Raw genomic sequence first — 13,510 nt, 5'->3', positions numbered from 1 at the left:
TCGCATCGAGAACGGAACGACGGCCGGCAACGATGGCCGAAGGCTCATTGCCCCCGACGAAGTACGGCCACCCAATGACACGCGTCGTCGCCGTCCGGCACGGCGAAACCGAGTGGAACCGGACCGGCCGGATGCAGGGCTGGGCGCCCACGTTGCTCAACGAGACGGGGCGCGAGCAGGCCCGCGCGGCCGGCGAGTGGCTCGCCGACGAGTACGCCATCGACGCCGTCTACGCGTCCGACCTCGACCGCACCCGCGAGACGGCCGCCCTGATTCTGGAGGCCTTCGATGCCGAGTTCGAGGCCACCCACGAACCCCACTGGCGCGAGCGGGACATCGGCGTCTATCAGGGCCTCGAATACGGCGAGGTACAGGAACGGTTCCCGAAGTTCTCGCTGGGCGAGGCCGCCTACGAGGCGTCGATGGCCGTCCCCGAAGGCGGTGAATCGCTCCGCGACGTTGCCGACCGCGTCACCCACCGGTTGAGTCAGGTCGTCTCGGCCCACGACGACGAGACCGTCCTCGTCGTCACCCACGGCGGGCCGTTGCACGTCATGCTCGGGTACGCGAAGGACCTCCCGCTTTACGAGGGCCTGAAGCGACACCATCAGGACAACTGCGGCGTCAACGAGTTCGTCGGAGAAGGCGAGGGCCTGCGCGTGGTTCGAGAAAACGAGCGGCCGTGGGTGTAGTGGTCGACCCCGGAGTCACAGCACCCGAAAGACCCGCACCGTGTCGCGTTTCCCGGGTTCCTTGAGCAGTTGCGCGAGGCCACGCTCGGAGAACACGTCCTTCCAGTTGCGGTGATACAGCGGGAAGTCGTCGTTGACGTAGCTCACTTCGGCGTCGCCGCGGCCGCGATTCGGGCTGTTGCCCTCGTTTTCGGCCGTGATGAGCAGGTCGTCCGTGACGCGGACGACGTCGTCGAAGACCCACTCGTTGTCCGGGTGGACGTGCTGGAGCGTCTCGACGGAGTAGACGACGTCGAAGGCATCGTCCTCGAACTCCGGGAGGACCTCCTCGATGGCGCCCGTATGGAAGGTGCCCGTCTCGGCGAGTTCCGGGAAGACGTCGGCCATGACCTCGAATGATTCGTCGTTGATGTCGATGCCGGTGAGGTTCTCGTAGCCCTGCGAGCGGAGATGCGCGAGATGGCGGCCGGAACTACACCCGAGTTCGAGCACCGCGGCGTCCGTCTCGACGTAGTGGTCGAACACCTCGGCGAGGGTCTCGCTCACCTCGTTGGGGCCGATCTGGGCGTAATACTCCGGCGAGAACTCCCCGGACCGGTCGGCCCAACTCTGATGATTGTCGGCGGGGTCCATACCGAAACCAGGAGGCCCACGGTCAAAGGCTATGGGAAGCGCCGCGCGGGCGAGGAGGCTCATCGACGGCGACCCTCGGAACCCGAAGGTATAGGGAACCGTTCGGCGTCGGTCCGGGTATGAGTCCGACCGTCCACGAGTTACGAAACGGGATTCGCGCGTCCGTCGGCCGGTTCAAGCGCGAGGTGTCCGCCCAGTTCACGAAGGAGGAACTCGCCGCCATCGTCGAAGCCGTCGGTGGAAGCGTCGATAGCGGACGGCCATCGAAGACGACGATGCGGGCCGACATCCGCCGACGGACGGGACTGGACGAGGGAGAGGACGCCGACGGCAGCGCGTTCACCAAGGTCGAACTGGAAGCGATAGCCGGCACGCTCGGCGAAGACGGCCGATAGAACCGACCGGTCTATGCAGTTGTCACAGCGTCCGCTCGCGGGAGTTCGACGACGAAGTTCGACCCGCCGGCGTCGCCGCCCTCGTAGCGAATGTGGCCGCCGTACCGGTCGGTGAGCGCCTTCGCGAGTGCGAGCCCGCCGCGGGATGCGGAGGTCCGCGCCTCGAAGAGCCCCTCCTGTCGGTCCTCGGGAACGCCCGCCCCGTTATCGCGAACGGCGAGTCGGACGGTCTCGTCATCGCGGTCTATCGTGACGTGGGCGCGGGGGTCCTCCGCAGTGTTGTGCTCGGCGGCGTTTTCGAGCAGGTTGTCGACGACCGACCGGATGCCGGGGTTGGCCGTCACCCGCGCCTGCTCCGGGAGGTCGGTCGTCACGGTCACGTCGTAGGTGTCGTCGATGCGTTCGGCGACCTCCGCGGTGACGCCGGCCAAATCGATGGACCCGCTGGTGTCGCCCTCAACCAGCGTCTCCGAGATGGCCCGCGAGACCTCGATTCGGGTGAGTGCCTCCTCGGCCTTCTCGGAGATGATGTCGGAATCCTCGTCTTCGATTAGGTCGGCGTAGCCGCTGATGACCGTCAGGTCGTTTCGAAGGTCGTGTCTGATGAGGTCGTTGACGAAGGCGAACGCGTCGCGCATCGACTGGGCCTGTTCGGTCTCCGCCCGGGTTCGGGCGTTGTAGTACCCCGCGGCGAACCCGGCGAGACTTCCCACGCCGAGGGCGACCAGCAGGGGAAACGCCGGTTCGCCGATGGGACGGTTCTCGAAGAGTCGAACGACGATGGTCGCGCCGATGGTACCACCGAAGACGGCCCCGCCCGTGAGGCTCCAGCCGCTGATGCGGAGTCGTGCGTCCGGGTCGAAGTCGCTTCTCGAAAGCCAGTATCCGGCGTAGATGAGAACGAGCGCCGGAACGCCATCGAGGAGGAAGGCGGCGACGTGCCCGGCAGTACGCGAGTGGGTCGTTATCTCGGCGACGAAATTCCAGACGCCGGCGACCAACAACAGCGCCCCGAACCCGACGACGAGGAGCCACGACCGACGCCGAACCGGCGTGGGAACCATAGGAGACGTCATCACCCGTGCCATATCATTGAACCGTTTCGCCGCTCGGACGGGCGGAGGCGCTCTCGGCGTCAGTCGTCGCTCGTCGGGTAGTGGGCGTCCAGCACGTTGTCAGCGGTCTCTTCCGGCGAGACGCTCCCCGTCCGGTACCCCTCCAAATCCAGCGTGACGTGGTCGAAGCCGATATCCGTGAGGTGTTCGCGCGCGGCCGCCGCGAAATCGGGGTCCAGCGCCCGCTCCAGTTCGGCCTCCCCCACCTCGATGCGCGCGAGACCGTCGTGGTCCCGCACGCGGAACTGCTCGAAGCCCCACGTCCGGAGCAGCGTCTCGGCCTTCTCGATGCGCGAGAGTTTCTCCTCGGTGACCTCCAGTCCCGTCGGAATCCGCGAGGAGAGACACGCCATCGACGGCTTATCCGCGACCGAGAGGTCGTAGTGGCGGGCGATTTCGCGGACCTCCTCCTTCGTGATGCCGTGTTCCAAAAGTGGCGAATAGGCGTTCAACTCCTCGACCGCACGGAGGCCGGGGCGGTGGCCCTCACCGGGGTCCGAGGCGTTCGTCCCGTCGCAGACCACGCCGATATCGAGTTCGCGGGCCTTCTCGAACATCTTTCCCAGCCGCATCGACCGACAGTGATAGCATCGGTCGCCGTCGTTTTCGACGAACTCGTCGCTGTCCAACTCCGAGAAGGAGACCGTCTCGTGTCGGATGCCGATCTCGTCGGTAATCCGATTGGCTTCCGTCAGTTCGGCGTCGGGCAGCGTCTCGCTTTTGGCGGTGCAGGCGACGGCGTCGTCACCGAGTGCCTCGTGAGCCAGCGCGGCGACCACCGAGGAGTCGACGCCCCCCGAGAACGCGATGAGGACGCTATCGAACTCCCGCAGGTCCTCGATTGCGGCCTCCCGCTTGGCCTCGACGGATGTCATGTCTCGTTCGTGGGCGTGCGCGTAGAAAAGCCCAGCGTCACGGGGGCGACCGCACCTATAAACGACGCTCGCCGAGCACCGCCCGGGCGTCACGCTTACCCCGTCCTGCCGCCTTCCGTCCCACATGGCCGACCGCATCATGAAGGTCAACGCCTTCACGACGCTCGATTTGCTCGACGGCGAGGCCGAGGGCCACGACTTCGAGGAGGAGGCCTACGCCGTCCTCAACGTCACCAGCCCTCGACAGGACCCCGACCACGTCTCGCTGCAACTCGAACTCGACAACACGCAACTGGAGCATCTGCAGGCTCACGCCGACACGGTCCGCCTTTCGGCCGACGAGGCCCGCCAACTCGCCGCCGAACTGGAGGACCACGCCGAGAAGGTCGAAGCGGCACAGGTTCAGGACTGACGACGATAGGGCGGCAACTCGGGGGCAGGCCCGCGCGGGCGGCCCCACGACGGCCACGTCACGTGAGTCGCGCGACCTCCTCGTCAGTGAGGTCGATGTCGGCCGCGGCGACGTTCTCTTTTAAATGCTCGACGCTGGAGGTACCGGGAATCGGCAACATCACGGGCGAGCGCTCCAGCAGCCACGCCAGCGCAATCTGCTGTTTCGTCGCGTCGTGAGCGTCGGCAATTTCGTCGATGCCCTCGACTGAATCGAGGTCGCCGGCCGCAAGCGGGAAATACGGGATGAAGCCGATGTCGTTGGCCTCGCAGGCCTCCAGGACGCGGCGGCCGTCGCCGTCGACGCGGTCGGTGTCCCGCGTCTCGACGTTGTAGTGGTTCTGGACAGTCGCGACCTCGACGTGGTCCCGTGCCGTCTCCAGTTGCTCGACGCTGACGTTCGAGACGCCGACGTGGTCGATGAAGCCGTCGTCCTTCAGTTCGGCCAGCGTCGTGATGGTCTCCTCGTAGTCGACGTCGGGGTCCGGACGGTGGTGCTGGTAGAGGTCGATGGTGTCGACCCGGAGCCTGTCGAGGCTACACAGCAGGGCGTTGCGGAGGTACTCCGGGTCGCCGCGGGGAATCCACTCGCCGTCCGGCGACCGGAGCAGACCGCCCTTCGTCGCGACGACCACATCGTCGTAGGGCGCCAGCGTCTCGCCGATGAGGCGTTCGGAGACGCCGGGGCCGTATGAGTCGGCGGTGTCGATGAGGTCGACGCGGTCGGCCGCCTCGCGGAGGACCTCGCGACATTGCTCTACGTCGTCATGTTCGCCGATGATGTCCTCGCCGGTGATGCGCATCGCGCCGAAGCCAAGTCGTCGGACGGTCAACTCGCCGCCGATATCGAAGGTGTCCATACACCGCCTTGTGGCGGGAGGGGGAAAAACCCGGGAGCTACAGCAGGAGGCCGCGCACGTCGGCCCACGAGTCGACGACGTGGGCGCCGTCGCAGGCCGTCGGGTCGCTGTACGGCTGCCGCATCAGAAAGCCCGTCTTGCCCGCTTCGAGGGCGTTGGCGACGTTGCCGTGATAATCGTCGATGAGCGCGTCGCCCGGCACCGCGCCCTTGTCCGAAGGTACCTGCTCGTGGAAGTCGTCGTAGGGGATGCCGTGGTCGTCGAGCCACGCCTTCGAGACGTCGTGGGTCTCGGGCACGCGGTGGGTCGCGATTTCGACGCGGTACTCCGAGCGGAGGTCGCCGAGCGCGTCGGCGACGCCCGGCGTCGGGTCCATGCCGCCGAAGTACCACTCCGGGCGGTCGGTCATCAACTCGGTGATGACCGTCCCGACGTGGCCGTCGATGCCGGGCACGTCGTAGCTCCAGTCGTCGATGTCGCTGGGTTCGACGCCGAGGTCCAGCTCGTCGTTGAGGTAAGTACAGAGCCGCGGGAGCTGGTCGGCGACGACGCCGTCGAGGTCGACCAGAAGCGTCGACCCGGCGGACAGCGGACGGTTCGTCATTACCGATATTTGGGGCTGGAACGGCTTAAGTCGCACTTTGGGGCGTGGTATCGTGAATCGAGTTTCAGACGTCGACCGTCTCGCCCAACTCGGGGGCTATCGCGTCGTGGCCCTCGTCGCGCAACTGCTCGGCGAACCACTCGCAGGAATCGCCGTGATTGACCAGCAGCGGCGTGTCCTCGTAGTCGCTCAAGAAGTCCCGCAGACCGCCGCTGTCGGCGTGGGCGGAGAAGTCGTAGCTCTCGACCTGTGCGCTGACGCGGAGATGCCGGTCGTCGATTTCGGCGCTGCCCGTCTCCAGCAACTGCCGGCCGGGGGTACCCTCGACCTGATAGCCCGAGAAACATATCTTGTTGACCGGGTTGGCGTAGATTTCGGGGATGTAGGTCATCGCGGGGCCGCCCGAGAGCATCCCGGCGGTGGTGATGATGACGGTCTGCTGGTCGGCGATGCGTTTGCGTTGACCATCGCGGCCGGTCACGAAGCGGGCGTTGGATTTCGCGCGGCGCATCGCCTCGCCGTCACGGAGGAACTCGGGGTACTGACGAATCATGCGCGTGACGTCCTTGCCCATCCCGTCGACGTAGCAGTCGATGTCGTGGGCCGCACAGACCAGCATCAGTTCCTGCGTCCGGCCGATGGCGAAGGCGGGGACGACGACGGTGCCGCCCTCCCACAGCGTCGTCTTGACGCTCTCGACGAACCGCTCCTCGACCCCGTCTCGGGGGTCGTGTTCCACGTCGGCGTAGGTCGATTCGGTGATAACGATGTCGGCGTCGGGGCGGGCCGTCGTACCGGAGACGAGACGTTGATTCTCGGTGTGGAAGTCGCCCGTATAGAGCAGGCGCGTCTCGCCATCGTCGACGAGGACGTGGGCGCTACCCGGGATGTGGCCGGCATTGAAGAAGGTCACCTCGTGGCCGGCGGCCTCGAACGTCTCGCGGTAGCCGTGGCGTTCGGCGACTTCCGTGACTCGGCGAACGTCCTCCTCGGTAAACGGACACCGCGGCGTGCCGCCGTGGAGTTTCAGGGTATCGCGGGCCAGCGTCAGCGCCAGTTCTTCGGTCGGCGGCGTCCAGTGAATCGGCGGGCGAGCGTCGCCGGACAGCAGGGCCGGAATCGACCCGACGTGGTCGAGGTGTCCGTGGCTGACGACGACGGCGTCGGGGGCGGGCCCGCCGCCTCGGAGGCCGCCGACGGGGTACTGCGGCGGGTCGGCGGTCTTCATGCCGAAATCGAGCAGCAGCGAGTCGTTGACGAGAATCGCGCTGCGGCCGACCTCGCCGGCACCGCCGAGGAACTGCAGGTTCACTACCAGCGTCTACTCGCTTGGGTGGTTTCCCTTCGTCGGTTCGGGGCCACCGAAGGAATCACCGGGGGAGGTAGAAGTCCGATTTCTGCCGCCGGTGCGGCGAGTTGTTCCGTATCTTGGCGATCTTCGACGGCGTCCGGTTGCGGATGATGACCACGTCGTAGTCCTCGTCGCTCGCCACGTTGTTCCCCACGCTGCTCACCGTCGAGACGACGCGGCCGGCGTTCTCGCTGCCGATGAACACCATCGACGCGTCCTCCTGTTCGGCGTGGCGGCGCAGTTGGGAGGCTATCGTTCCGGTCGGCGCGTAGCGACTGACGACGGTGTGTCTGAAGTTGGCCTCGGGCGCCAGTTCGAGCACCTGTTCGTGGAGTTTGGCGACGATTGTCTTGAGGTCGAACGGTTCGCCTTTCCGAATCCAGCCCCGCACTCTGGCGTATTCGGGGTTGTCCTTCGGAATAACCGACACTGCGACTATCCGCTCGTTCAGGACGGTGTTGAACTCCTTTGCACGAACGAGCGCGGTCTCGGCGAGTTCCTGCCCGTCGAACGGGACCACGAACGTCATACGGACACGTAGGCACACGAGGCCAAAACCCCTGACATCGAATCTCAGCGGCCGGGATTCGACTCGGGTGAGCGACAGTGGGGTCGATAGACTGGTCGAGAGAAGCGACTATTCGACGCCGCTGCATGCCTGCGAAAACGAACGGGAAGCAGTGGTTCCTGTCGAGACGACCGTCAGTCGTCCTTCATGTCCTGCAGTTTGTCGATGAGCGATTCCTCGCTTTCCTCGAACTCGAATTCGACCTCGCCCTCGTGGTCGTTCTCGTGGACGTTGACCGCGGCGTCCTCGTCCGCCTCGACGTTCTGATCCTTCTGCTCGGATTCGTCGTAACTTCCGAAGCCCATACACTCGACAATAGAGGCTCCGCACGGAAAAACAGGCGGGATGGGCGCGGGCCGAGCCCGTACCTTGCGCTATTCCCGGCCAGCGGCGCCCCAGCGGCGCAACTGGAACTCGGCGTAGCCCCCGTAGGCGAACTCCAGCGAGCCGAGCCACCAGTTCCATCGCTCGGCCGGGCCGCCCGCGGGTGCGTCGGCCAACTGGACGACGACGTGCTCGGGCGTCAGCGGTACGTCGGTGTCGGCCTCGTAGCGGCCGCTGTCCGCGAGGTCGCGGGCGTGACGAGCGACCGCCCGTCGCTCCTCGGAATCGCCGCCGAACGTCTCCAGTCCCGCCGCGAGCGCCTCGGCATCGAAACCGGGTTCTGGTTTGCTCACACATACCATGAAAAGGCCCGATTACTTGAGACCACGGGTTGACGGGGGAGCAGGGGTCCCGAAACGAGGTGGGGCCACCCCAGCATACAAGCCGCCGCGGTTGGCACGAAGCCACATGACGGACGTAGAGCCACACGACGTGCCCGACGAGGCCGTCGCCATGCTGCAGGAGTACCTCGAATCCGAACACCAGTTCCTCTCGTGGCTCGGCTTTACCGTCGAGGAGTTCGACATCGGACGGCTGGTCGCGACCATCCCCTTCGACGACAAACTCACCAACCCGACCGACCCGCCGACGATACAGGGCGGCGTCGCCTCGACGCTCATCGACGTGGTCGGCGGCATCGCCCTCCGGCCCTATCTCACCGACCCGCTGGAGGACGACCTCTCGACCATCAACCTCAACGTCAACTACCTCCGGCCGGCCACCGGCGACCTCACGGCGACCGCCGAGGTCATCCGGGCCGGCGGCAGCGTCGGCGTCTCGTATATCGAGGTGATGAGCGAGACGCCCGACGGCGAGGAAAAACAGGTCGCCGTCGGGATGGGTGCCTACCGGCTGTTCCGAAGCTAACGTCGCTTAAAAATGGGAGAGCGTTCTATCGGTCGAGGTCGTAGAGGTCGCCGAACTTCGACTCGGCGTACTCGAGGAAGTAATCGGCGGTGAAGGACTCGCCAGTGGCTTCCTGAATCAGGTCGTCGGTCGTGTAGCGCTGGCCGTGCCTGTGGACGTTGTCGGTCAGCCACGTGTGGAGGTCCTCGAACTCGCCGGCGCGGACCTTGCCGTCGAGGTCGTCGATGTCGTCTTCGGCGGCCGCGTGGAGTTGGGCCGCGAGGACGCTGCCCAGCGAATAGGTCGGGAAGTAGCCGAAGGAGCCGTGGCTCCAGTGGATGTCCTGCAGACAGCCCTCGGCGTCGGTTTCGGGGCGGATGCCGAGGTACTCCTCCATCTTGTCGTTCCAGACGGCCGGCACTTCCTCGACGTCGAGGTCGCCGGCCAGCAGGTCACGCTCGATTTCGAACCGGAGGATGATGTGGAGGTGGTAGGTGAGTTCGTCGGCCTCGACCCGGATGAGGTTGTCCTCGTAGACCTGATTGGCGGCCTCGTAGGCCTGCTCCGGCGTGAGGTCGGTGCCGTGGTGGTCGTTGAACTGCGGGACGAAGAAGTCCCAGAAGGCACGCGAGCGGCCGACGTGGTTCTCCCAGAGTCGCGACTGGGATTCGTGGACGGTCAGGCCGCGGTGCTCGCCCAGCGGGGAGCCGTAGGCATCATCGCGGAGCCCCTGCGTGTAGGTGGCGTGGCCGAACTCGTGGATGGTCGAGCCGAGCGAATCGAGGGGGTCCGATTCGTCGAAGCGCGTGGTCACGCGCGCGTCGAACTGCGTGCCCGAGGAGAACGGATGGGGCGCGGTGTCGAGACGGCCGCGCTCGAAGTCGTAGCCCAGCGTCTCCAGCGCCTCGCGAGTGAGGCCGAGTTGCTGGTCCTCGGGGTAGGTCCCCTCGACGTCGTAGAGGTCGACGTCCGACTCGCGGACCTCGTCGATGAGCGGCACCAGCGTCTCCCGGAGCTGTTCGAGGATTTCCTCGGCGGTGTCGAGGTCGATGTAGGGCTCGTAATCCGCGAACAGAACCTCGTAGGTGTCCGCCGAGGAATCGATGTGGTTGGCGTACTCCCGTTTGAGGTCCAGCAGGCGCTCGACGGTCGGCGCGAACGTCGACCAGTCGTCCTCCTCTCTGGCTTCCTGCCAGACGGGGTGGGCGTCGGAGGTGGCCTCGCTGATTTCCTCGACGAGATCGGTCGGCACGCGGGCCTTCCGCTCGTACTGGCGACGGATTTCGCGGACGACTGCCGACTCCTCGGCGGGCAGGTCGGCGGCTTCGAGTTCGTCCAGCCACTCGCCCATGTCGTCGTCAACGAGCAGGTCGTGCTGGACCGCGGAGACGGCGCCGCGCTGTTTCGCTCGGGCGGGCGTGCCGCCCTCGGGCATCATCACTTCCTGGTCCCACGAGAGGACCATGTTCGCGTCGCCGAGGTACGTCGCTCGCCCGTACTGTTCGAGCAAGTCGTCGTAGGCCTCGGGGACCGACGATTGGTCGGTTGCCATGGGCGATACTGAGTGCCGCGAAAACATCAAGTCACGGAAGCAGGATAGGCAGTCCCGGGGCGCCTACCACGACGGCGCGCGCTCGGCGACGTGCCGATAGATGTCCGCACACCGCTCGACGACGTCGAGGGAGACGCTCTCGCTCGCAGTATGTGCCTCGCCGGGTTCGGCGGCGCCACAGACGACACAGGTCGTTCCCGCGCGGTTGGCCAGCCAGCCGGCGTCGGTGGCATGGGGTTTGACGACCTGCTCTGGCGTGGCGTCCTGTGCGGCGTCGGCGGCCTCCATCACCGCCCCGGCGAAGTCGGCGTCGTCGCAGGCCATCGGCGGCAGGTCCTGGTCGATGGCCAGCGAGACGCCGGGGACGGATTCGACCTGCTCTAACTCCGCCCGCTCGCCGGGAACGGTCCGTTCGTCGACGGTGAACTCGCAGGCCTCGGGGATGACGTTCCAGCCGCTGCCGCCCTCGATTTCGGTGACGACGACGCTTCCGGAGAGTTCGTGGCCGAGCACGCTCGTATCGGGCGCCGGCAAGTGACGAACGATATCGACGGCGTCTGCCGCCCGGTAGATGGCGTTCTCGCCGGCCTCGGGTTCGCTGGCGTGGGCGGCCTCGCCCTCGGCGGTGACCGTCGCCCCGCGACGGCCCTTGTGGGCGACGGCCACGTCGGTGGCCCCCTCCGCCGAATAGCCCGTCGACCCCTCGCCGACGATGGCGTAATCCGGCGCGAAGCCGTTCTCGATGGCGGCCCGGCAGCCGACGCCGCCCTGCTCCTCGCCCGCGAAGGAGGCGAAGACGAGTTCACAGTCGGGGGCCGCATCGCGAAAGGCGACCATCGCCGCGGCGAGACTGCCCTTCATGTCGGCGGCGCCGCGGCCGTAGAGGCGTCCGTCACGTTCGGTGACGACGTAGCCATCGGCGTCGGTCTGGTCGTCGTCCGGCGGCACCACGTCGTGGTGGCCGACCAGTGCCAGCGAGGTGTCGGCACCCTCGTTCCGCCGGGCGATGACGTTTCCCGCATCGGTGTGGACGACGGCGGCATCAGTATGCTCGCGGAGCCAGTCAGCGACGAAAGCGCCCGCCTCGCGTTCCTCGTCGTGGCTGGGGATGGCGACGAGGTCGCGGGTCAACTCGGCGAGGGACATACCGGCGCGTCGACAGCCAGCGACTTGAGACTCGTGGTCGCATGACGGCTGTTCGCACGCCCATCACGGTTTTTATACGCGTTCGGGACCCAGTTCTGATATGGAGATTCTGCCGGACACGAGCGCGGTCATCGACGGCCGCGTGTCGGAACGCGTCGATGCCGACGGCTTTAGCGGCACCGTATACATCGCGGAGGCGGTCGTCGGTGAACTGGAGGCACAGGCCAACGCCGGCCGCGACAGCGGCTGGGACGGCCTCGAAGAGCTACAGCGACTCGCCGACCTCGCCGACGAGGGGACGATTACGGTCGAGTACGTCGGCCGACGGCCCGAAGCAGTCGAGAAGCGGGAGGCCGAGGAGGGCGAAATCGACGCCCTCATTCGGGACCTCGCCGAGGAACACGGCGCGATTCTGCTGACCAGCGACGTCGTGCAGGCCGAGGTCGCCCGCGCGAAAGGACTGGACGTCGACTACGTCGAACCCCGAACCGAGGACGAGACCGAACTCGCCATCAAGTCCTACTTCGACGAGAAGACGATGTCGGTCCACCTCAAGACCGGCGTCCGGCCGATGGCCAAACGCGGCGCAATCGGCGACATGGCCTACGAGAAAATCGGCGGGGAGGCCCTGACCGAGGAGGAGATGCGCACCTACGCCAACGACATCATCGACACCGCACGGTCCTCGAACGACGGCTTCATCGAACTCTCCCATCCGGGCATGACCATCGCCCAAATCGAGGACATGCGTATCGCCGTCGCCGAACCGCCCTTCGCGGACGCCATCGAGATTACCGCCGTCCGTCCCATCGTCAAGACCGACCTCGACGACTACGAGCACGCCGACGACCTGCGCGAGCGCTTCACCGAACACCAGCGCGGCGTCCTCATCTCGGGTGCACCCGGCGCCGGAAAATCGACGTTCGCACAGGCCGTCGCCGAGTTCCTCAACGACGAGGGCTTCGCCGTCAAGACGATGGAAAAGCCCCGTGACCTGCAGGTCGGTCCCGAGATTACCCAGTACACCGAACTGGGCGGGTCGATGGAGAACACCGCCGACTCCCTGCTGATGGTCCGGCCGGACTACACCATCTACGACGAGGTCCGCAAGACCTCGGACTTCGAGACCTTCGCGGACATGCGACTGGCCGGCGTCGGCATGATCGGCGTCGTCCACGCCACCCGCGCCATCGACGCCCTCCAGCGCCTCGTCGGCCGGGTCGAACTCGGCATGATTCCGCAGGTCGTCGACACCGTCGTCTACATCGAGGAGGGCGACGTCCACACCGTCTACGACGTGACGACCGAGGTGAAGGTCCCCCACGGCCTCGTCGAGGAGGACCTCGCCCGCCCCGTCATCGTCATCGAGGACTGGGAGACCGGCGAACCCGCCTACGAAATCTACACCTTCAACCGGCAGGTCGTCACCGTCCCGCTGGAAGGTGCCGAAGGCGAGGAAGGCAGCGAAACCGGCGTCGAACGCGTCGCGAAACAGGAAATCGAGCGGGAGGTCCGCTCGGTCGCCAACGGCCACGTCGACGTCGAACTCAAAGGCAGCAACACCGCCGTCGTCTACGTCGAGGACGACGACATCTCGTATGTCATCGGCAAGGGCGGCGGCCGCATCAACCAGATCGAGGACCGCCTCGGCATCGATATCGACGTCAAGACCTTCGACGAGCGCCCCGGCGGCAAGTCCGGCACCACAAGCGGTGCCTCCGGTGGCCAGCAGGGCGACATCGTCACCCCCGACGTGACCAGTCGCCACGTCATCATCCCGCTGGACGACTATCACGGCGACACCGTCGAGGTGCAGGCCGACGGCGAGTACCTCTTTACCGCCACCGTCTCCCGCGGCGGCGAGATTCAGGTCTCCCGTGGCTCGGCCATCGCCGACGAACTCGAAGCCGCCATCGACCGCGGCAAGCAGATCACCGTGGTTCCGCAGTAGACGCAGCCACTTTTTGCACTTCCCTCGCGCGCCTCCGGCGCGCTCGGTCAGGCAAAAACGTGGGGGAAATATGCGCGCTGCGTGACGG

Annotated in this window: 16 protein-coding genes; 5 read left to right on the top strand and 11 right to left on the bottom strand. The window is 66.4% G+C overall.

The window, feature by feature from the left end:
• The first annotated feature begins 74 nt into the window (after positions 1-74).
• Positions 75-692, top strand: coding sequence for a histidine phosphatase family protein (locus U5914_RS03860; RefSeq protein ID WP_336134300.1), 618 nt, complete (start codon positions 75-77; stop codon positions 690-692).
• A 15-nt stretch (positions 693-707) separates the two neighbouring features.
• Here the strand turns inward: U5914_RS03860 and U5914_RS03855 are convergent, their stop codons facing one another.
• Positions 708-1,325, bottom strand: a complete 618-nt coding sequence (locus tag U5914_RS03855) for a class I SAM-dependent methyltransferase (protein WP_336134299.1) — start codon at positions 1,323-1,325, stop codon at positions 708-710.
• Positions 1,326-1,444: 119 nt separating this feature from the next.
• Between U5914_RS03855 and U5914_RS03850 the strand changes: the two genes are divergently transcribed.
• A complete protein-coding gene (locus U5914_RS03850; RefSeq protein WP_336134298.1) occupies positions 1,445-1,720 on the top strand; it encodes a hypothetical protein in 276 nt (91 codons plus the stop codon).
• 11 nt (positions 1,721-1,731) lie between these two features.
• Here U5914_RS03850 and U5914_RS03845 read toward each other — a convergent pair whose 3' ends face one another.
• Both U5914_RS03845 and larE read right to left on the bottom strand, forming a co-directional pair.
• A complete protein-coding gene (locus U5914_RS03845) occupies positions 1,732-2,784 on the bottom strand; it encodes an ATP-binding protein (RefSeq protein ID WP_336134297.1) in 1,053 nt (350 codons plus the stop codon).
• A 71-nt stretch (positions 2,785-2,855) separates the two neighbouring features.
• Positions 2,856-3,710, bottom strand: coding sequence for an ATP-dependent sacrificial sulfur transferase LarE (larE, locus tag U5914_RS03840; protein WP_336134296.1), 855 nt, complete (start codon positions 3,708-3,710; stop codon positions 2,856-2,858).
• Between the two features lie 124 nt (positions 3,711-3,834).
• On the opposite strand from larE, the gene U5914_RS03835 reads away from it, so the two are divergent.
• Positions 3,835-4,122 carry a DUF6360 family protein gene (locus U5914_RS03835; RefSeq protein WP_336134295.1) on the top strand — a complete coding sequence of 96 codons (288 nt, stop codon included), beginning with the start codon at positions 3,835-3,837 and terminating at the stop codon, positions 4,120-4,122.
• A 58-nt stretch (positions 4,123-4,180) separates the two neighbouring features.
• On the opposite strand, the gene U5914_RS03830 is transcribed toward U5914_RS03835, so the two are convergent.
• From U5914_RS03830 to U5914_RS03805, 6 genes are all read right to left on the bottom strand, one after another.
• A complete protein-coding gene (locus U5914_RS03830; RefSeq protein WP_336134293.1) occupies positions 4,181-5,020 on the bottom strand; it encodes an aldo/keto reductase in 840 nt (279 codons plus the stop codon).
• 37 nt (positions 5,021-5,057) lie between these two features.
• A complete protein-coding gene (locus tag U5914_RS03825) occupies positions 5,058-5,624 on the bottom strand; it encodes a 5' nucleotidase, NT5C type (RefSeq protein WP_336134292.1) in 567 nt (188 codons plus the stop codon).
• 64 nt (positions 5,625-5,688) lie between these two features.
• A complete protein-coding gene (locus tag U5914_RS03820; protein WP_336134291.1) occupies positions 5,689-6,936 on the bottom strand; it encodes an MBL fold metallo-hydrolase in 1,248 nt (415 codons plus the stop codon).
• 58 nt (positions 6,937-6,994) lie between these two features.
• A complete protein-coding gene (locus U5914_RS03815) occupies positions 6,995-7,504 on the bottom strand; it encodes a universal stress protein (protein WP_336134290.1) in 510 nt (169 codons plus the stop codon).
• Between the two features lie 173 nt (positions 7,505-7,677).
• Positions 7,678-7,848: a DUF5786 family protein gene (locus tag U5914_RS03810; protein WP_178290204.1), complete on the bottom strand. Its 171-nt coding sequence runs from the start codon at positions 7,846-7,848 to the stop codon at positions 7,678-7,680.
• Positions 7,849-7,917: 69 nt separating this feature from the next.
• Entirely contained in the window at positions 7,918-8,220 is a 303-nt protein-coding gene (locus U5914_RS03805; RefSeq protein ID WP_336134287.1) for a WNWW family protein, read from the bottom strand.
• Between the two features lie 115 nt (positions 8,221-8,335).
• On the opposite strand from U5914_RS03805, the gene U5914_RS03800 reads away from it, so the two are divergent.
• Complete coding sequence (locus U5914_RS03800; protein WP_336134285.1) at positions 8,336-8,794, top strand: PaaI family thioesterase; 459 nt, start codon at positions 8,336-8,338, stop codon at positions 8,792-8,794.
• A 25-nt stretch (positions 8,795-8,819) separates the two neighbouring features.
• On the opposite strand, the gene U5914_RS03795 is transcribed toward U5914_RS03800, so the two are convergent.
• Together U5914_RS03795 and U5914_RS03790 are read right to left on the bottom strand one after the other, a co-directional pair.
• Complete coding sequence (locus U5914_RS03795) at positions 8,820-10,325, bottom strand: carboxypeptidase M32 (protein ID WP_336134283.1); 1,506 nt, start codon at positions 10,323-10,325, stop codon at positions 8,820-8,822.
• Between the two features lie 63 nt (positions 10,326-10,388).
• Positions 10,389-11,471: a M20 family metallopeptidase gene (locus U5914_RS03790; RefSeq protein WP_336134281.1), complete on the bottom strand. Its 1,083-nt coding sequence runs from the start codon at positions 11,469-11,471 to the stop codon at positions 10,389-10,391.
• Positions 11,472-11,571: 100 nt separating this feature from the next.
• Here U5914_RS03790 and U5914_RS03785 point away from each other — a divergent pair, with 100 nt between their 5' ends.
• Positions 11,572-13,422 carry a PINc/VapC family ATPase gene (locus U5914_RS03785; protein WP_336134280.1) on the top strand — a complete coding sequence of 617 codons (1,851 nt, stop codon included), beginning with the start codon at positions 11,572-11,574 and terminating at the stop codon, positions 13,420-13,422.
• The last annotated feature ends 88 nt before the right edge of the window (positions 13,423-13,510 follow it).

The organism is Natronomonas amylolytica (assembly GCF_037031205.1).
In the GTDB taxonomy this organism is placed as follows: domain Archaea; phylum Halobacteriota; class Halobacteria; order Halobacteriales; family Haloarculaceae; genus Natronomonas; species Natronomonas amylolytica.
The sequence above is the reverse complement of the archived record's forward strand: the minus strand, read 5'-3'. Positions and strand labels throughout refer to the sequence as shown.